Annotated in this window: 19 protein-coding genes; 13 read left to right on the top strand and 6 right to left on the bottom strand. The window is 61.6% G+C overall.

The features are described 5' to 3' along the window. Window positions 1-11 precede the first annotated feature (11 nt). From J3P93_RS02130 to pilG, 4 genes are all read right to left on the bottom strand, one after another. Window positions 12-2,060 (bottom strand): methyl-accepting chemotaxis protein, encoded by a 2,049-nt coding sequence (locus tag J3P93_RS02130; protein WP_434594724.1) that lies wholly within the window; start codon window positions 2,058-2,060, stop codon window positions 12-14. Window positions 2,061-2,201: 141 nt separating this feature from the next. Next, window positions 2,202-2,741, bottom strand: a complete 540-nt coding sequence (locus tag J3P93_RS02125) for a chemotaxis protein CheW (protein WP_090287127.1) — start codon at window positions 2,739-2,741, stop codon at window positions 2,202-2,204. 10 nt (window positions 2,742-2,751) lie between these two features. Next, window positions 2,752-3,117 (bottom strand): twitching motility response regulator PilH, encoded by a 366-nt coding sequence (gene pilH, locus J3P93_RS02120; RefSeq protein ID WP_434594721.1) that lies wholly within the window; start codon window positions 3,115-3,117, stop codon window positions 2,752-2,754. A gap of 59 nt (window positions 3,118-3,176) precedes the next feature. Next, window positions 3,177-3,581 carry a twitching motility response regulator PilG gene (gene pilG, locus J3P93_RS02115; protein WP_434594718.1) on the bottom strand — a complete coding sequence of 135 codons (405 nt, stop codon included), beginning with the start codon at window positions 3,579-3,581 and terminating at the stop codon, window positions 3,177-3,179. A 225-nt stretch (window positions 3,582-3,806) separates the two neighbouring features. On the opposite strand from pilG, the gene gshB reads away from it, so the two are divergent. From gshB to J3P93_RS02080, 7 genes are all read left to right on the top strand, one after another. After that, on the top strand, window positions 3,807-4,778 hold the full coding sequence (gene gshB, locus J3P93_RS02110) for a glutathione synthase (RefSeq protein ID WP_434594715.1): 972 nt from the start codon (window positions 3,807-3,809) through the stop codon (window positions 4,776-4,778). A 153-nt stretch (window positions 4,779-4,931) separates the two neighbouring features. Continuing rightward, window positions 4,932-5,831 carry a TonB family protein gene (locus J3P93_RS02105; RefSeq protein ID WP_434594712.1) on the top strand — a complete coding sequence of 300 codons (900 nt, stop codon included), beginning with the start codon at window positions 4,932-4,934 and terminating at the stop codon, window positions 5,829-5,831. Between the two features lie 194 nt (window positions 5,832-6,025). Continuing rightward, window positions 6,026-6,598, top strand: coding sequence for a YqgE/AlgH family protein (locus tag J3P93_RS02100; protein ID WP_434594709.1), 573 nt, complete (start codon window positions 6,026-6,028; stop codon window positions 6,596-6,598). Further along, window positions 6,598-7,035 (top strand): Holliday junction resolvase RuvX, encoded by a 438-nt coding sequence (gene ruvX / locus J3P93_RS02095; RefSeq protein WP_434594706.1) that lies wholly within the window; start codon window positions 6,598-6,600, stop codon window positions 7,033-7,035. The genes J3P93_RS02100 and ruvX overlap by 1 nt, the downstream gene beginning before the upstream one ends. Before the next feature lie 81 nt (window positions 7,036-7,116). Then, window positions 7,117-7,623 carry a bifunctional pyr operon transcriptional regulator/uracil phosphoribosyltransferase PyrR gene (gene pyrR / locus J3P93_RS02090; protein ID WP_258451278.1) on the top strand — a complete coding sequence of 169 codons (507 nt, stop codon included), beginning with the start codon at window positions 7,117-7,119 and terminating at the stop codon, window positions 7,621-7,623. Between the two features lie 27 nt (window positions 7,624-7,650). Beyond that, window positions 7,651-8,655 (top strand): aspartate carbamoyltransferase catalytic subunit, encoded by a 1,005-nt coding sequence (locus tag J3P93_RS02085; protein ID WP_007913665.1) that lies wholly within the window; start codon window positions 7,651-7,653, stop codon window positions 8,653-8,655. Further along, entirely contained in the window at window positions 8,652-9,923 is a 1,272-nt protein-coding gene (locus tag J3P93_RS02080) for a dihydroorotase (protein ID WP_434594702.1), read from the top strand. Before J3P93_RS02085 ends, J3P93_RS02080 begins: the two co-directional genes overlap by 4 nt. Before the next feature lie 93 nt (window positions 9,924-10,016). On the opposite strand, the gene J3P93_RS02075 is transcribed toward J3P93_RS02080, so the two are convergent. After that, window positions 10,017-10,451: an NINE protein gene (locus J3P93_RS02075; protein WP_090287138.1), complete on the bottom strand. Its 435-nt coding sequence runs from the start codon at window positions 10,449-10,451 to the stop codon at window positions 10,017-10,019. A 248-nt stretch (window positions 10,452-10,699) separates the two neighbouring features. Between J3P93_RS02075 and J3P93_RS02070 the strand changes: the two genes are divergently transcribed. Then, window positions 10,700-11,317 carry a C40 family peptidase gene (locus J3P93_RS02070; RefSeq protein ID WP_090287140.1) on the top strand — a complete coding sequence of 206 codons (618 nt, stop codon included), beginning with the start codon at window positions 10,700-10,702 and terminating at the stop codon, window positions 11,315-11,317. Between the two features lie 125 nt (window positions 11,318-11,442). On the opposite strand, the gene J3P93_RS02065 is transcribed toward J3P93_RS02070, so the two are convergent. Further along, window positions 11,443-12,477 (bottom strand): type IV pilus twitching motility protein PilT, encoded by a 1,035-nt coding sequence (locus J3P93_RS02065; RefSeq protein WP_434594698.1) that lies wholly within the window; start codon window positions 12,475-12,477, stop codon window positions 11,443-11,445. Between the two features lie 56 nt (window positions 12,478-12,533). On the opposite strand from J3P93_RS02065, the gene J3P93_RS02060 reads away from it, so the two are divergent. From J3P93_RS02060 to metW, 5 genes are all read left to right on the top strand, one after another. Beyond that, window positions 12,534-13,220: a YggS family pyridoxal phosphate-dependent enzyme gene (locus tag J3P93_RS02060; RefSeq protein ID WP_434594695.1), complete on the top strand. Its 687-nt coding sequence runs from the start codon at window positions 12,534-12,536 to the stop codon at window positions 13,218-13,220. 23 nt (window positions 13,221-13,243) lie between these two features. Beyond that, entirely contained in the window at window positions 13,244-14,062 is an 819-nt protein-coding gene (proC, locus tag J3P93_RS02055) for a pyrroline-5-carboxylate reductase (RefSeq protein WP_434594692.1), read from the top strand. Window positions 14,063-14,072: 10 nt separating this feature from the next. Continuing rightward, window positions 14,073-14,663, top strand: a complete 591-nt coding sequence (locus tag J3P93_RS02050) for a YggT family protein (protein WP_039757546.1) — start codon at window positions 14,073-14,075, stop codon at window positions 14,661-14,663. A 269-nt stretch (window positions 14,664-14,932) separates the two neighbouring features. After that, window positions 14,933-16,072 carry a homoserine O-succinyltransferase MetX gene (gene metX, locus J3P93_RS02045; protein ID WP_434594688.1) on the top strand — a complete coding sequence of 380 codons (1,140 nt, stop codon included), beginning with the start codon at window positions 14,933-14,935 and terminating at the stop codon, window positions 16,070-16,072. 7 nt (window positions 16,073-16,079) lie between these two features. After that, window positions 16,080-16,700 (top strand): methionine biosynthesis protein MetW, encoded by a 621-nt coding sequence (gene metW / locus J3P93_RS02040; protein ID WP_434594686.1) that lies wholly within the window; start codon window positions 16,080-16,082, stop codon window positions 16,698-16,700. Window positions 16,701-16,705: the final 5 nt, after the last annotated feature.

Here is a 16,705-nt window from a genome sequence, read left to right as displayed (position 1 = left end):
AACCACTCCACTCACGCTTTGTCTGTCGTCGCCGGCAAGGTGAATCCGGACACCGAGCGGCGCAGCTGGCTGGCCATTTTCGTCAGGTTGCCGATGCTCTCGGCGGTGGCGGTGGAGCCAGACGAGGTTTGCGAGGTGATCTGCTGGATCACGTTCATCGTCAGCGAGATCTGCCCGGCCGAAGACGTCTGCTGCTGCGCCGCGTTGGAAATGCTCTGGATCAGCGCCGCGAGGGTTTTCGACACGCCTTCGATTTCTTCCAGGGCCACACCGGCATCCTGCGCCAGTCGCGCGCCGCGCACCACTTCGGTGGTGGTCTGCTCCATCGAGATCACCGCTTCGTTGGTGTCGGTCTGGATCGCCCGCACCAGGGTTTCGATCTGCCGGGTGGCGGCGGACGAGCGTTCGGCCAGGCGCTGCACTTCATCGGCCACCACAGCAAAACCGCGCCCGGCATCACCGGCCATCGACGCCTGAATCGCCGCGTTGAGCGCAAGAATGTTGGTCTGGTCGGCGATATCGTCGATCAGGCTGACGATGTCGCCAATTTCCTGAGACGACTCGCCCAGACGCTTGATGCGTTTGGCGGTGTCCTGAATCTGTTCGCGAATGTTATCCATGCCGTGGATGGTGTTGTGCACCACCTCGTTGCCTTTGTTGGCGATCTCCACCGAACGTTCGGCTACCGCCGACGACTCCGCGGCGTTGGCCGAGACCTGATCGATCGATTGCGCCATGTCGTTGATCGCCGTCGAGGCTTCGGAAATCTGCTGGGCCTGATGCTCCGAGGCCTGGGCCAGGTGCATGGCGGTGGCCTGGGTTTCCTGCACAGCGGCGGCGACCTGGCCGGCGGTGAGGTTGATGGTTGCGACCAGATCGCGCAGTTGGTCGACGGAATAGTTGATCGAGTCGGCGATGGTCCCGGTGAAGTCTTCGGTCACCGAAGCGGTGACGGTGAGGTCGCCATCGGCGAGGTCTTCGATTTCATCGAGCAGGCGCATGATCGCGTTCTGATTACGCTCGTTCTTCTCGGCGGTCTCGCGCAGCTGCCGGTTGGTTTCGCGCACCATCACCAGGCCGATGAGGATGATCGAGGCCAGCGCCAGCAAGCCAAGCACGTAACCGCCGATGGTGTCGGTGTTGCGCCCGCCAGCGAGGTTTTCGAAACGGGTGGCCAGGTGTGAGGCTTCGTCGAGCAGGGTTTGCGACAGCGAGAAGATATTGGTCGCCGACTCACGCACCTTGAACAGCTCGGGCGAGGTTTCGAGGATTTCATCCACCGAGCCTGAGACGAACTGGAACAGCTCGGAGATTTCACTCAGCCGGGCGCGCGCATCGCGGTCTTCGACCTGAGTGATCTTCAGCGCCGGATTGCCCTGCAGCATGCCGTTGAGCACTTGGCCGAACCGGGTCGCGTCGCGGCCGAAAGCGTCGGCGGCCTGTTGCGAATTTTCGTCACCGGCCAGCACCGTGTTGACCGCGCCGAGGATGCGTTCGGCCAGCAGCGACTGGCGCTGGGCCATCGCCACTTGCGCCGCCGGCGCACCGCGTTGCAGGAGGATTTCAACGACCTTTTCGTATTCGATCTGCAACTGCGGCACGGTTTCGGCCAAGGTTGCGGCGACCTGATGCAGTGACAGCACGGTTTGTTCGCTGGAAAGAATCGCGTCGGTGTTTTTCAGCAAGCGTTCCCAGTCCAGCTGCACAGCGCGCATTTCCGGGCGCACGGTCGCCGGTGCCGGTGGCAGGCCGGTATTCGGATCGCCTTTTTTCAGGTAGCCCCAGCGCTGGGCGAAATCGTTGCGCGCATCACTGAGCAGCTTGAATGCCGCAGCCTTGCCGGCAGCGGCTTCGGTGGCGTTCTTGGCGATCCGTTGCGACAGCACGCGCAGCTCACCGGCGTGGCCGATGTACTGTTTGTCGTAGTTCGCCTGGGTGTTGAGGTAGGCGAAGTTGGCGAACAGCAGCATGATGAACACGATCAGCGCGATGAACAGCACGATGATCTGCGCGCGGCTGCGCGACGCTTCTGCCGACTTGCCTGTTTTTGCTGTTGTCATCGGTCCTCGCCTTGGGAACGTTCCACTTACCCTGTGGGAGCGGGCTTGCCCGCGATGAGGCCGGCACATCCGACATTGATAGCGACTGATCTGACGCTATCGCGGGCAAGCCCGCTCCCACAGGGGATGGTGTTGAATCCGTTAGATTGCAACGCTCATGAACACCGGCGATTTCGCCAGGGCAAACAGGCTGAACACCCGCCAGTTCTGCTCGCGGCGGAAATAGCCTTTGACGAATTCGGCCTTCGAGCCCTGGCGCTTGCTGATCGACAGCGGCTCGAAGCTGTGCTGATCAAAATGCTGCAGACCGATGACCTCGTCGACCATCACCCCGGCAAACACGTCTTCATGCTCGACCACCAGCACCCGCCGCTGTTTGCGCAGTGGCGACAGCTCATGGCCGAAGAAGCCGCACAGGTCCATGATCGGCAGCAGCCGCCCGCGCAGATTCGCAACGCCCTTCACCCACGGTTTGACCCCGGGCAATTGGGTGAAGCGCGGCTCGTGCAGCACTTCGCTGACCTCGCCCATCGGCGCCACATACCAGTGCTCGCCGAGACGGAAACCGATGCCGCTCCAGCGCTCTTCGCGTGCCGCTTGCGACGGCAGGTCGGCCGCCAGCAAGCGACAGCGCTGGTCGATCTGCCAGAGCAATTCGAACGCGGTCAGCGATTCGCTCATGATTGCGCGATCAGCCTTTAAGTACGTTGTTCAGGGTCTTGATCAGGGTGTCTTCGTCGACCGGTTTGGTCAGATAGTCCCTGGCGCCCTGGCGTGTGCCCCAGACCTTGTCGGTTTCCTGATCCTTGGTGGTGATGATGATCACCGGGATGTGCGTTGTGTCAGCGTCCTTGGTCAATTGGCGGGTCGCCTGAAAACCGTTGAGGCCGGGCATGACGATGTCCATCAGCACCGCGTCGGGTTTTTCCTGGCGGGCCAGGGCCACGCCATCGGCGCCGTTCTCGGCCTTCAACACTTCGTGGCCGTGCTTTTCGAGCATGCCGGTGAGTTTGTACATTTCGGTCGGCGAATCATCGACGATCAGGATACGTGCCATGGTTTTCCCCATTTTCTTGTCGACGCCCGGCCCGCTGGCCGCGTGTCTCTGAACCTTTGTTACTGCGACACAACGGCGGCGAAGCCCGGAACATGGGCCTGGATCGCGCTGAGCAGTTCTTCCTTGCTGAACGGTTTGGTCAAAAACTGATCGGAGCCGACGATCCGCCCCTTGGCCTTGTCGAACAGCCCGTCCCTGGAGGACAGCATGATCACCGGCGTGGCCTTGAAGGCGTTGTTGTTCTTGATCAAGGCGCAGGTCTGATAACCATCCAGACGCGGCATCATGATGTCGACGAAAACGATTCCGGGATGGTGGTCGGCGATCTTTGCCAAGGCGTCGAAACCATCGATGGCGGTGATCACTTCGCAACCCACATTCTTGAGCAATGTTTCGGCGGTGCGGCGAATCGTTTTCGAGTCGTCGATCACCATGACCTTCAAGGCGCTGGACTGCTGTTCCATAAGAGGGCTCTACCGTCGCCTTTGCGAATCAATTTGTCCGTTTTGCACTCAATAATGGCCTCAAACCCTTGATACCCAAGGGTCGGCGCGCTCTGCCAGCCTTTTTAGCACAGTCTCCAAATGCAATCTATCGACGGGTTTTTCCTTGACCGAAAACCCGCCCGGCGCCACTCTGGCGGCACTTTTTCAATACCGATCCGGTAGCCAATTTTCGAGGAAAACCCAATGAGCGTTCGCGTCGGGATTGTCATGGACCCTATCGCCAGCATCTCCTATAAAAAGGATAGCTCGCTGGCCATGCTGCTGGCGGCGCAGAAGCGCGGCTGGGAACTGTTCTACATGGAACAGAAGGATTTGTATCAGGCCGAAGGTCAGGCACGGGCGCGCATGGCGCCGCTGAAAGTCTTCGCCAACCCGGACAAATGGTTCGAACTGGACGCCGAGCAGGACAAGCTGCTGAGCGACCTGGACGTGATCCTGATGCGCAAGGATCCGCCGTTCGACATGGAATTCGTCTATTCCACCTACCTGCTGGAACAGGCCGAAGCCGCCGGCGTGCTGGTGGTCAACAAGCCGCAGAGCTTGCGCGACTGCAATGAAAAGCTGTTCGCCACGCTGTTTCCGCAGTGCACGCCGCCGACCATCGTCAGCCGTCGCCCGGACGTATTGCGCCAGTTCGCCGATCATCACGGCGACGTGATCCTCAAGCCGCTGGACGGCATGGGTGGTTCGTCGATCTTCCGTCACACCGCCGGCCACCCGAACCTCTCGGTGATCCTCGAAACCCTGACCCTGCACGGCAAGCAGCAGATCATGATCCAGGGCTACCTGCCGGCCATCGTCGACGGCGACAAGCGCATCCTGATGATCGACGGCGAGCCGGTGGATTATTGCCTGGCACGGATTCCGGCCCTCGGCGAAACCCGCGGCAACCTCGCCGCCGGCGGCCGTGGCGAAGCCCGTCCGCTGACCGACAAGGACCGCTGGATCGCTGCTCAGGTCGGCCCTACCCTGCGCGAGAAAGGCCTGCTGTTCGTCGGTCTGGACGTGATCGGCGAGCACCTGACCGAAATCAACGTCACCAGCCCGACCTGCATCCGCGAAATCGACAATGCCTTTGGCACCGACATTGGCGGCATGCTCATGAATGCTATCGAAAGCAAGCTGCAAGCTTCGAGCCGCAAGCCTCAAGCTTAAAGACAGGCGGCAAGCTCTTAACTTGTAGCTTGCAGCTCGAAACTTGCAGCTGCCCCTGTGCAGCTTGTCGCTTGAAGCTTCAAGCTTGCAGCTAAAAACCAACAGTGCGTTATCATGCCGGGCCCATGAAAACGCGATGTTGGTTTTTCTGTAATGACGCTCCCGTCCGATCTGCCCGCTGAACTCGCCCATCGTGGCGTGCGCCCGGCCGATCGCCTCGGCTTTACCCTGTTTCTGGCGGCGCTGATTCATTTGGCGCTGTTGCTCGGTGTCGGCTTCAGCATGGTCGAGCCGAAACAGATCAGCAAAACCCTGGAAATCACCCTCGCCACGTTCAAGAGCGAAAAGAAGCCGGAGAAGGCTGATTTTCTCGCCCAGGAAAACCAGGAGGGCAGCGGCACGCTGGACAAGAAGGCGTTGCCCAAGACCACCGAAGTGGCGCCCTTCCAGGACAATCAGGTCAAAAAGGTGACCCCGCCACCGGCTGCCAGGCCCGAAGTGCGCGAGGCCGCGCCCAAGGCAGCGGTGACCACCGTCGCGCCGCAGCCGAAAAAGGCCCCGACCAAGAAAGAAGAGCGCAAGACCGAGGTCAAACCGAGCGTCGACGCGCCGGAATTCGACAGTTCGCAGCTGTCCAGCGACATCGCCAGCCTCGAAGCCGAACTGGCCAAGGAACAACAGCTGTACGCCAAACGCCCGCGTATCCACCGCTTGAGCGCCGCCTCGACCATGCGCGACAAGGGCGCCTGGTACAAGGATGACTGGCGCAAGAAAGTCGAGCGCATCGGCAACCTCAATTACCCCGAAGAAGCCCGGCGCAAGCAGATCTACGGCAATCTGCGCCTGATGGTCTCGATCAACCGCGACGGCTCGCTGTACGAAGTGCTGGTACTGGAATCCTCCGGCCAGCCGCTGCTGGATCAGGCCGCGCAGCGAATCGTCAGGCTGGCGGCACCGTTTGCGCCGTTTACCGGCGATCTGTCGGATGTCGATCGTCTGGAAATCATCCGCACCTGGAAATTTGCTCGCGGCGACAGACTCTCAAGCAATTGAATACACCATAAAACCCTGTGGGAGCGGGCTTGCCCGCGATGGGGCCGGCACATCCAACATCTATGGCGACTGACCTGACGCCATCGCGGGGCAAGCCCGCTCCCACAAGGATCAGCAATGCTCGCAGTTTTTTGCAGCACTACCCAGACATCTCCACCTTGTCAGTTCGCCCCTCGAACGCCACACTAGCGCACATGAAAAACGTCAGCCCCAGCTACCTCAAGCATCATTTCCTGATCGCCATGCCGCACATGGCCGACCCGAACTTTGCCCACACCTTGACCTACATCGTCGAGCACACGGCCAATGGCGCGATGGGGCTGGTGGTCAACCGACCGCAAGAGTTGAGTCTGGCCGACATCCTCGAGCAATTGCGCCCGGACATCGAGCCGCCAGCACTGTGCCAGCACGTACCGATTTTCATCGGCGGCCCGGTGCAGACCGATCGCGGTTTTGTCCTGCATCCCGCCGGCCAGACTTTCCAGGCCACCGCGCAACTGGACGGCGATCTGGCCCTGTCAACCTCGCAGGATGTGCTGTTCGCCATCGCCGACGGCGTCGGTCCGGCGAAAAGCCTGATCACCCTCGGTTACGCCGGTTGGGAAGCCGGGCAACTGGAAGCCGAACTGGCTGACAACGCCTGGCTGACCTGCCCGTTCAACGCCGACATTCTGTTCAACACCAGCAGCGAGCTGCGCCTCGACGCAGCAGCACGGCATCTGGGCATCGATCTGAACCTGCTCACCAGCCAGGCAGGTCACGCCTGATGGCCCTGCGCCTGATTCTCGGCTTCGACTACGGCACCAAACAGATCGGCGTCGCGGTCGGCCAGGTGATTACCGGCCAGGCCCGCGAGCTGTGTACGTTGAAAGCGCAAAATGGCGTGCCGAACTGGGATCAGGTCGAAGCGTTGATCAAGGAATGGAAACCCGACGCCGTGGTAGTCGGCCTGCCGTTGAACATGGACGGCACGCCCAGCGACATGTGCGTGCGCGCAGAGAAATTCGCCCGACGCCTGAATGGCCGCTACAACTTGCCCTTCTATACCCACGACGAGCGCCTGACCACGTTCGAAGCCAAAGGCGAGCGCCTGGCGCGTGGCGGCCAGAAGGGCAGTTACCGCGACAACCCGGTGGACGCCATCGCCGCCGCTCTGCTGCTGCAGGGCTGGCTCGATGAAAACACTGCATTGTTTGAATCCTGACAAGCGCTTCGGCGCTTTTCTTTTGGTTATAAACCGAGCCTTGTCCGGCAGGACGCGGCCCGGATTCACGAAGGAGCAACCATGAGCCTGCCCAATCCCGCCGATCTGATCAGCCAGATGGCGACCCGCCTCAAGGCGCACCTTGCCCAGCGTGACATCAGCGAACCGCGTTACATCGGCATCCGCACTGGCGGCATCTGGGTCGCGCAGGCGCTGCTCAAGGAGCTGCGCAGCGACGCGCCACTGGGCACGCTGGACGTGTCCTTTTACCGCGACGACTTCAGCCAGAACGGCCTGCACCCACAAGTGCGCCCGTCCGCCCTGCCCTTCGAGATCGAAGGCCAGCATCTGGTGCTGATCGACGACGTGCTGATGAGCGGCCGTACCATCCGCGCCGCGATGAACGAACTGTTCGATTACGGCCGCCCGGCCAGCGTGACCCTGGTCTGCCTGCTGGATCTGGACGCCGGCGAGCTGCCGATCCGCCCGAATGTGGTCGGCGCGACCCTGACGCTGGCCGCCCACCAGCGCGTGAAGCTCTCCGGCCCCGAGCCGCTGGCCCTCGAACTGCAAGACCTGTCCCTTTAATCCGCCCTATTGAGAGTCCCCTTCGCGATGACGCCTCTAGATACCAAGCGCCCGCTGCAGCTCAATGATCAGGGCCAGCTGCGCCACTTCCTCTCGCTCGACGGTCTGCGCCGCGAGTTGCTGACGGAAATCCTCGACACCGCCGACTCGTTCCTCGAAGTCGGCGCCCGGGCGGTGAAGAAAGTCCCGTTGCTGCGCGGCAAGACCGTGTGCAACGTGTTCTTCGAAAACTCCACGCGCACCCGCACCACCTTCGAACTGGCGGCTCAGCGACTGTCGGCGGACGTGATCACCCTGAACGTGTCGACCTCGTCGGCCAGCAAAGGTGAAACCCTGCTCGACACCCTGCGCAACCTCGAAGCGATGGCCGCCGACATGTTCGTCGTGCGCCATGGTGATTCCGGTGCGGCGCACTTCATCGCCGAACATGTCTGCCCGCAGGTGGCGATCATCAACGGCGGGGACGGCCGTCACGCCCACCCGACGCAAGGCATGCTCGACATGCTCACCATCCGTCGGCACAAGGGCGGTTTTGAAAACCTCTCGGTGGCGATCGTCGGCGACATCCTGCATTCGCGGGTGGCGCGCTCGAACATGCTCGCGCTGAAAACCCTCGGCTGCCCGGATATCCGCGTGATTGCGCCAAAGACCTTGCTGCCGATCGGCATCGAGCAGTACGGCGTCAAGGTCTACACCGACATGACCGAAGGCCTGAAAGACGTCGATGTGGTGATCATGCTGCGCCTGCAGCGTGAGCGCATGACCGGCGGCCTGCTGCCGAGCGAGGGCGAGTTCTACCGTTTGTTCGGCCTGACCACGGCGCGTCTGGCCGGGGCCAAGCCCGATTGCATCGTCATGCACCCGGGGCCGATCAACCGGGGTGTGGAAATCGAGTCGGCGGTGGCCGACGGCCCGCACTCGGTGATCCTCAATCAGGTCACCTACGGCATCGCCATTCGTATGGCCGTGCTGTCCATGGCCATGAGCGGGCAGACCGCGCAACGTCAATTCGAGCAGGAGAACGCCCAGTGAAGCTCAGCATCCTCGGCGCACGCGTCATCGATCCTGCCAGCGGGCTGGATCAAATCACCGATATTCACGTTGAAGCCTGCAAGATCGTCGCCCTCGGCGCCGCACCGGCCGGTTTCACTGCCGTCGAAACCATCGATGCCAGCGGTCTGGTTGCCGCGCCTGGGCTGGTCGACCTGAACGTCGCCCTGCGCGAGCCGGGCTACAGCCGCAAGGGCTCGATCGTCAGCGAAACCCGCGCCGCCGCGGCCGGTGGCGTGACCAGCCTGTGCTGCCCGCCGCAGACCAGACCGGTGCTCGACACCTCGGCAGTGGCCGAACTGATCCTCGACCGCGCCCGCGAAGCCGGCAACACCAAGGTGTTCCCGATCGGTGCGCTGAGCAAAGGCCTGGACGGCGAGCAACTGGCCGAACTGGTGGCCCTGCGTGACGCCGGTTGTGTAGCGTTCGGCAACGGCCTGGAGAGCTTTCGCAACACCCGCACCCTGTGCCGGGCGCTGGATTACGCGGCGACCTTCGACCTGACGGTGATTTTCAACTCGCAGGACCACGATCTCGCTGACGGTGGCCTGGCTCATGAAGGCGCGGTAGCCAGTTTCCTCGGCCTGCCGGGAATTCCGGAAACCGCAGAAACCGTGGCCCTCGCCCGCGACCTGCTGCTGGTCGAGCAGACCGGCGTGCGTGCGCACTTCAGCCAACTGACCAGCGCCCGCGGCGTCGCCCTGATCGCCCAGGCTCAGGCCCGCGGCCTGAAGGTGACGGCGGATGTGGCGCTGTATCAGTTGATTCTGACCGACGAAGCGCTGATCGACTTCGGCAGCCTCTATCACGTACAGCCACCGCTGCGCACCCGCGCTGACCGCGATGGCCTGCGCGAGGCAGTGAAATACGGCGTGGTCTCGGCGATTTCCAGCCATCACCAGCCCCACGAACGCGACGCCAAACTGGCGCCGTTCGGCGCGACCGAGCCGGGCATCAGCAGCGTCGAACTGCTGCTGCCGCTGGCGATGACCCTGGTCGCGGAAGGCTTGCTCGATCTGCCGACCTTGCTCGCGCGGCTGAGCGCAGGCCCGGCCGAGGCGCTGCGCTTGCCGGCGGGTAAGCTGGCGGTGGGCGGCGCGGCGGATATCGTCCTGTTCGATCCACAGGCATCGACGGTGGCCGGTGAAAGCTGGCTGTCGAAGGGTGAGAACTGCCCGTTCATTGGCCACAGCCTGCCGGGTGTGGTGCGCTATACGTTGGTGGATGGGCGGATTACGCACCAGGCTTGATACCGCGGCGCTCCAATCGCCAGCAGGCTGGCTCCCACAAGGGATTTGTGTCGTTCACAGATCCAGTGTGGGAGCCAGCCTGCTGGCGATGACTTACTGAAAAGCGCCGCGATTCTGCGCGTTGCGCACCGACACCTGATCATTCAACGTCCAGAAGTCATACAGCACCCCCAGAAAGAACAGGCCCCCGGTTAGCAGGTACACCAGGCCGCTGATCCACTTGCCCTGATACATCCGGTGCACGCCGAGCGCACCGAGGAAGGTCAGCAGGATCCACGCCACGTTGTATTCGATCGGTCCGGCCGCGAAGCGCAGGTCGGCCTCGCGATCCATCGCCGGGATCAGAAACACGTCGATGAGCCAACCAATCCCCAGCAAACCGAAGGTGAAAAACCAGATCGTTCCGGTGACCGGCTTGCCGTAATAAAAGCGGTGGGCACCGGTGAACCCGAAGATCCACAACAGGTAGCCGATGACTTTGCTGTGAGTGTCTTTTTCCTTCACGCGGGGTAGCTGATAGCTGTTCATTAAGACCTCATTGCGCTCGATAGATAAATATTCTTCATTTCTTTGTGACTTTTTTACAGGCCGCCGACGTATGGCAAATGTTACCGTTGCTAGCGCGAACCCCTTGTAAAACCTGACTTCTGTCGGACAATCGCGTCCTTTTTGCGGTTTTTTGGTTCCGTAGCAGGCCGAATGAATCGATGAACGGCCTCGGAACGGCAAAAAAAGCTGTTATAAAGTTGCGCGCTATCACTCAAGAGCCACGCCTAATGCGACCATTTTTCAAGACATGGCTAACCATCTGCCTGTTAATGCCACTGGCCGCCCACGCCACCAATCGTGAGCAACGTCTTCCCAACGTCAACGGCTTCACCCCTAAATCCCATGCTTCGGCTCCTTCGAGCAAAAGCAGCAAAAGCAAAACCACCACGCTGAGCAGCAAGAGCCACAGCAAGCTGGTGCCACCGATGGCGAGCAAGGAAAGCAGCAACGTGCTCAGCCGTGCGGTGAACGTGCTCGGTACACCTTATCGTTGGGGCGGCAGCAGCCCAAGTAAAGGCTTCGATTGCAGCGGCCTGGTGAAATACGCGTTCAACGACGCCACTTTCGACCTGCCACGCACCTCCAATGCCATGGCCAGCGGTCACGGTGAGAAAGTCGAGCGCAAGGATCTGAAGCCGGGCGATCTGATCTTCTTCAATATCAAGAGCCGTCGGGTCAACCATGTTGCCATCTATCTGGGCAACGACCGCTTCATCCACGCCCCGCGCCGTGGCAAAGCGGTGAGCATCGACACGCTGAACAAGCCGTATTGGCAGAAGCACTATGTTGTGGCCAAGCGCGTGTTGCCGAAGGAACAAGGGCAGTTGCGCGTAGTCCAGCGCTAACACCATACCGATCGTTCCCACGCTCCGCGTGGGAATGCCTCAATGGACGCTCCGCGTCCGCTTCGGCAGGGACGCAGAGCGTCCCGGGCTGCATTCCCACGCAGAGCGTGGGAACGATCACTTCCTCAGAAATTATCCGGGGTACGCGCCTTCTCCCGCGCACTCTCGCGGCTGATCAAGCCCTTGGTCACCAGATCTTTCAGGCACATATCGAGTGTCTGCATGCCCAGCGACCCGCCGGTCTGAATCGCTGAATACATCTGCGCGACCTTGTCTTCGCGGATCAGGTTACGAATCGCCGACGTCCCCAGCATGATCTCGTGCGCCGCCACCCGCCCGCCGCCGATCTTCTTGATCAGCGTCTGCGAGACCACTGCCAACAGTGATTCCGACAACATCGAGCGGACCATCGACTTCTCGTCGCCAGGAAACACATCGACCACCCGGTCGATGGTCTTCGCCGCCGAGGTCGTGTGCAATGTGCCGAACACCAGATGCCCGGTCTCGGCAGCGGTCAGCGCCAGGCGAATGGTTTCCAGATCGCGCATCTCGCCAACCAGAATCACGTCCGGGTCTTCACGCAACGCTGAACGCAACGCGGTGGCGAAACTGCGGGTATCGCGATGCACTTCACGCTGATTGATCAGGCATTTGCGCGATTCGTGGACGAATTCGATCGGGTCTTCGATAGTCAGGATGTGATGGTGGCGGTGGGTGTTGAGGTAATCGATCATCGCCGCCAGCGTGGTCGACTTGCCCGAGCCGGTCGGCCCGGTGACCAGCACCAGCCCGCGCGGTGCGTCGGTGATCTTGCGGAAGACGTCGCCCATGGCCAGATCATCCATGCTCAACACTTTCGACGGGATGGTGCGAAACACCGCGCCGGCACCACGGTTCTGGTTGAACGCATTGACCCGGAACCGCGCCACACCGGGGACTTCGAACGAAAAGTCGGTTTCCAGATGTTTCTCGAAGTCGACCCGCTGGGTGTCGTTCATGATGTCGTAGATCAGCTCGTGCACCTGCTTGTGATCCAGCGCCGGCAGATTGATCCGCCGCACATCGCCGTCAACGCGGATCATCGGCGGCAGCCCCGCCGACAGGTGCAGGTCGGAAGCGCCTTGTTTGGCGCTGAAGGCCAGCAGTTCAGTGATATCCATAGCGTCCCTCAATTCCAGTAGAATGCCGCGAACCTACAGACCGCCGGCGCCTCTTGATGTCCACGATAGCAGACAACATCGCCCTCGTTAGTTCACGCATTCAGGCCGCGACGGCTGCTGCCGGGCGTGACGAAAACAGCGTCCAGCTATTGGCCGTGAGCAAGACCAAACCCGCCGAAGCCCTGCGCGAAGCGTATGCCGCTGGCCTGCGCGACTTCGGCGAGAACTACCTGCAGGAAGCCCTCGGCAAACAGCTGGAACTGGCCGACCTGCCCTTGATCTGGCACTTCATCGGCCCCATTCAATCGAACAAGACTCGCGCCATCGCCGAGCATTTCGACTGGGTGCACTCCGTGGATCGCCTGAAAATTGCTCAACGCTTGTCCGAGCAGCGCCCGGCCGAATTGCCGCCGCTGAACATCTGCATTCAGGTCAACGTCAGCGGCGAAGCGAGCAAATCCGGCTGCACCCCGGCCGATCTGCCAGCGCTGGCCGCAGCCATCAGCGCGCTGCCACGGCTGAAACTGCGCGGATTGATGGCGATTCCCGAGCCAACCGATAATCGCGCCGAGCAGGATGCTGCTTTCGCTGCCGTGCAGCGTTTGCAGGCGAGCATCGACCGGCCGCTCGACACACTTTCGATGGGCATGAGCCACGACCTCGAGTCGGCCATTGCCCAAGGCGCCACCTGGGTGCGGATCGGTACCGCGCTGTTTGGCGCCCGAGATTATTCCCAGTCTTGAACGTTTCCAGATAAGGACCACACATGAGCAACACACGTATTGCGTTTATCGGTGCGGGCAACATGGCGGCCAGCTTGATCGGCGGCCTGCGCGCCAAAGGTCTGGAAGCAGCGCAGATCCGCGCCAGCGACCCGGGCGAAGACACCCGCGTCAAAGTCAGCGCCGAACACGGCATCGAAACCTTTACCGACAACGCCCAGGCGATCGATGGCGTCGATGTCATCGTGCTGGCGGTCAAGCCACAGGCGATGAAAGCCGTGTGCGAGGCAATTCGCCCGAGCCTCAAATCCGATCAGCTGGTGGTGTCCATCGCCGCCGGCATCACCTGCGCAAGCATGACGGCGTGGCTGGGCGAGCAGCCGATCGTGCGCTGCATGCCCAACACCCCGGCGCTATTGCGTCAGGGCGTTAGCGGTTTGTACGCGACCAGCGCAGTGACCGCCGCGCAGCGTCAGCAAGCCGAAGAGCTGCTGTCCGCCGTCGGTATCGCCTTGTGGCTGGAAGAAGAACAGCAACTGGACGCGGTGACTGCGGTATCCGGTTCCGGCCCGGCGTATTTCTTTCTGCTGATCGAAGCCATGACCGCCGCCGGCGTGAAGCTTGGCCTGCCCAAGGAAATCGCCGAGCAACTGACCGTGCAGACCGCCTTGGGCGCCGCGCACATGGCGGTGTCCAGCGATGTCGATGCGGCCGAACTGCGTCGCCGTGTAACCTCGCCGAATGGCACCACGGAAGCAGCGATAAAATCATTCCAGGCCAATGGCTTCGAGGCCTTGGTCGAAACCGCACTCGGCGCCGCCGCGCACCGCTCGGCCGAAATGGCCGAACAACTGGGCAAATAAGGAGCCTTTCATGATCGGATTGAACACCGCAGCGGTTTACGTGCTGCAAACCCTCGGCAGCCTGTACCTGCTGATCGTGCTGCTGCGCTTCGTCCTGCAACTGGTGCGAGCAAACTTCTACAACCCGCTGTGCCAGTTCGTGGTCAAGGCCACCCAGCCACTGCTCAAGCCGCTGCGCCGGATCATCCCGAGTCTGTTCGGCCTCGACATGTCGTCGCTGGTTCTGGCGATCCTGGTGCAGCTGCTGCTGATGGCACTGACCCTGCTGCTGACCTACGGCACCACTGGCAACCCGCTGCAATTGTTGATCTGGTCGCTGATCGGCGTGACCGCACTGTTCCTGAAGATTTTCTTCTTCGCCCTGATCATCAGCGTGATCCTTTCTTGGGTCGCACCGGGTAGCCACAACCCGGGCGCTGAGCTGGTCAACCAGATCTGCGAGCCGGCGCTGGCACCGTTCCGCCGCTTCCTGCCGAATCTGGGCGGTCTGGACCTGTCGCCGATCTTCGCCTTCCTCGCACTGAAGCTGATCGACATGCTGGTGATCAACAATCTGGCGGCGATGACGATGATGCCGGAGATTCTGCGTTTGCTGATGTGAGGTCGAGGGCTGGGCGCTGGTCTTGATATCGGCGTCGCCTGCGCCCCTCACCCCAGCCCTCTCCCGAGGGAGAGGGAGCCGATTTGTGCAAGGTTCCGAGTTGAAGTTCGACTCAGAATTTTCAGGTCGGCACAGTTCGAGAGAACACCTCGGTCAGTCCCCTCTCCCTCCGGGCGGTCCGACGCTTCGGGAGGGTTAGGGTGAGGGCCGCTTGCCGCTACTCCCCCCGGTCTTTAGACTTACGCCTCATTTCAACGAGAGCAGGGTCGATGCCAACTGCCTTTCCCCCCGATTCTGTTGGTCTGGTCACGCCACAAACCGCGCACTTCAGCGAACCGCTGGCGCTGGCCTGTGGCCGTTCGCTGGCCGCCTATGACCTGATCTACGAAACCTACGGCACGCTGAACGCGCAGGCGAGCAATGCCGTGCTGATCTGCCACGCGCTGTCCGGCCATCATCACGCGGCCGGCTATCACAGCGTCGATGACCGCAAGCCCGGGTGGTGGGACAGCTGCATCGGCCCCGGCAAGCCGATCGACACCAACAAGTTCTTCGTGGTCAGCCTGAACAACCTCGGCGGCTGCAATGGCTCCACCGGCCCGAGCAGCATCAACCCGGAAACCGGCAAGCCGTTCGGCGCTGATTTCCCGGTGCTCACCGTGGAAGACTGGGTACACAGCCAGGCGCGCCTCGCTGACTTGCTCGGTATCGGCCAGTGGGCGGCGGTGATCGGCGGCAGCCTCGGCGGCATGCAGGCGCTGCAGTGGACCATCACTTACCCGGACCGCGTGCGCCACTGCCTGGCCATCGCCTCGGCGCCGAAGCTGTCGGCGCAGAACATTGCGTTCAACGAAGTGGCGCGACAGGCGATTCTCACCGACCCGGAGTTCCATGGTGGTTCGTTCCAGGAACAAGGCGTGATTCCCAAGCGCGGGCTGATGCTGGCGCGCATGGTCGGGCACATCACCTACCTGTCCGATGATTCGATGGGCGAGAAATTCGGCCGTGGCCTGAAGAGTGAAAAGCTCAACTACGACTTCCACAGTGTCGAGTTCCAGGTCGAAAGCTACCTGCGCTATCAGGGCGAAGAGTTCTCCGGTCGCTTCGATGCCAACACTTATCTGTTGATGACCAAGGCGCTGGATTACTTCGATCCGGCGGCGAACTTCAACGATGATCTGGCGAAAACCTTCGAAAACGCCACGGCGAAATTCTGCGTGATGTCGTTCACCACCGACTGGCGCTTCTCCCCGGCCCGCTCGCGCGAGCTGGTCGACGCGCTGATGGCGGCGCGCAAGGACGTCAGTTATCTGGAAATCGACGCACCGCAGGGCCACGACGCCTTTCTGATTCCGATCCCGCGTTATTTGCAGGCGTTCGGCAATTACATGAACCGCATCACGCTGTGAGAAAGCCATGAGAGCTGATCTGGAAATCATCCAGGAATGGATCCCCGCCGGCAGCCGCGTCCTCGACCTGGGCTGCGGTAACGGCGAGCTGCTGAGCTGGCTGCGCGACAACAAGAACGTCACCGGTTATGGCCTGGAAAACGACGCCGAGAACATCGCCGAATGCGTGGCCAAAGGCATCAACGTCATCGAGCAGGATCTGGACAAGGGGCTGGGCAATTTCGCCAGCAACAGTTTTGACATCGTCGTCATGACCCAGGCCCTGCAAGCGGTGCACTACCCGGACAAGATCCTCGACGAAATGCTGCGCGTCGGTCGTCAGTGCATCATCACCTTCCCGAACTTCGGCCATTGGCGCTGCCGCTGGTACCTGGCGAGCAAGGGCCGCATGCCGGTGTCCGAATTTCTGCCGTACACCTGGTACAACACGCCGAACATCCACTTCTGTACGTTTGAAGACTTTGAAGCACTGTGCCGCGAACGTGACGCCAAGGTCATTGATCGGCTTGCCGTGGATCAACAGCACCGCCACGGGTGGGCCAGTAAGCTATGGCCTAATCTGTTAGGTGAAATCGGTATCTACCGGGTCAGCAGCCCGCTGCTGGCCGACCACAAGGTCGCGGTCTGAGCCGG

The sequence above is a fragment of the Pseudomonas sp. R3-57 genome, from assembly GCF_051132065.1.
Classification (GTDB): Bacteria; Pseudomonadota; Gammaproteobacteria; order Pseudomonadales; family Pseudomonadaceae; genus Aquipseudomonas.
This window is presented reverse-complemented; position numbering and strand designations above follow the sequence as displayed.

What these genes read in the sequence shown, in the direction of transcription:
- gshB (WP_434594715.1), top strand. Translation starts at nt 3,807, where the DNA reads ATGAGCGTTCGCGTCGGGATTGTCATGGACCCTATCGCCAGCATCTCC.
- pilG (WP_434594718.1), bottom strand. Translation starts at nt 3,581, where the DNA reads ATGGAACAGCAGTCCAGCGCCTTGAAGGTCATGGTGATCGACGACTCG.
- J3P93_RS02075 (WP_090287138.1), bottom strand. Translation starts at nt 10,451, where the DNA reads ATGAACAGCTATCAGCTACCCCGCGTGAAGGAAAAAGACACTCACAGC.
- J3P93_RS02105 (WP_434594712.1), top strand. Translation starts at nt 4,932, where the DNA reads ATGACGCTCCCGTCCGATCTGCCCGCTGAACTCGCCCATCGTGGCGTG.
- ruvX (WP_434594706.1), top strand. Translation starts at nt 6,598, where the DNA reads ATGGCCCTGCGCCTGATTCTCGGCTTCGACTACGGCACCAAACAGATC.
- metX (WP_434594688.1), top strand. Translation starts at nt 14,933, where the DNA reads ATGCCAACTGCCTTTCCCCCCGATTCTGTTGGTCTGGTCACGCCACAA.
- pilH (WP_434594721.1), bottom strand. Translation starts at nt 3,117, where the DNA reads ATGGCACGTATCCTGATCGTCGATGATTCGCCGACCGAAATGTACAAA.
- J3P93_RS02125 (WP_090287127.1), bottom strand. Translation starts at nt 2,741, where the DNA reads ATGAGCGAATCGCTGACCGCGTTCGAATTGCTCTGGCAGATCGACCAG.
- J3P93_RS02070 (WP_090287140.1), top strand. Translation starts at nt 10,700, where the DNA reads ATGCGACCATTTTTCAAGACATGGCTAACCATCTGCCTGTTAATGCCA.
- J3P93_RS02085 (WP_007913665.1), top strand. Translation starts at nt 7,651, where the DNA reads ATGACGCCTCTAGATACCAAGCGCCCGCTGCAGCTCAATGATCAGGGC.
- J3P93_RS02100 (WP_434594709.1), top strand. Translation starts at nt 6,026, where the DNA reads ATGAAAAACGTCAGCCCCAGCTACCTCAAGCATCATTTCCTGATCGCC.
- metW (WP_434594686.1), top strand. Translation starts at nt 16,080, where the DNA reads ATGAGAGCTGATCTGGAAATCATCCAGGAATGGATCCCCGCCGGCAGC.
- J3P93_RS02050 (WP_039757546.1), top strand. Translation starts at nt 14,073, where the DNA reads ATGATCGGATTGAACACCGCAGCGGTTTACGTGCTGCAAACCCTCGGC.
- J3P93_RS02060 (WP_434594695.1), top strand. Translation starts at nt 12,534, where the DNA reads ATGTCCACGATAGCAGACAACATCGCCCTCGTTAGTTCACGCATTCAG.
- proC (WP_434594692.1), top strand. Translation starts at nt 13,244, where the DNA reads ATGAGCAACACACGTATTGCGTTTATCGGTGCGGGCAACATGGCGGCC.
- J3P93_RS02065 (WP_434594698.1), bottom strand. Translation starts at nt 12,477, where the DNA reads ATGGATATCACTGAACTGCTGGCCTTCAGCGCCAAACAAGGCGCTTCC.
- J3P93_RS02130 (WP_434594724.1), bottom strand. Translation starts at nt 2,060, where the DNA reads ATGACAACAGCAAAAACAGGCAAGTCGGCAGAAGCGTCGCGCAGCCGC.
- pyrR (WP_258451278.1), top strand. Translation starts at nt 7,117, where the DNA reads ATGAGCCTGCCCAATCCCGCCGATCTGATCAGCCAGATGGCGACCCGC.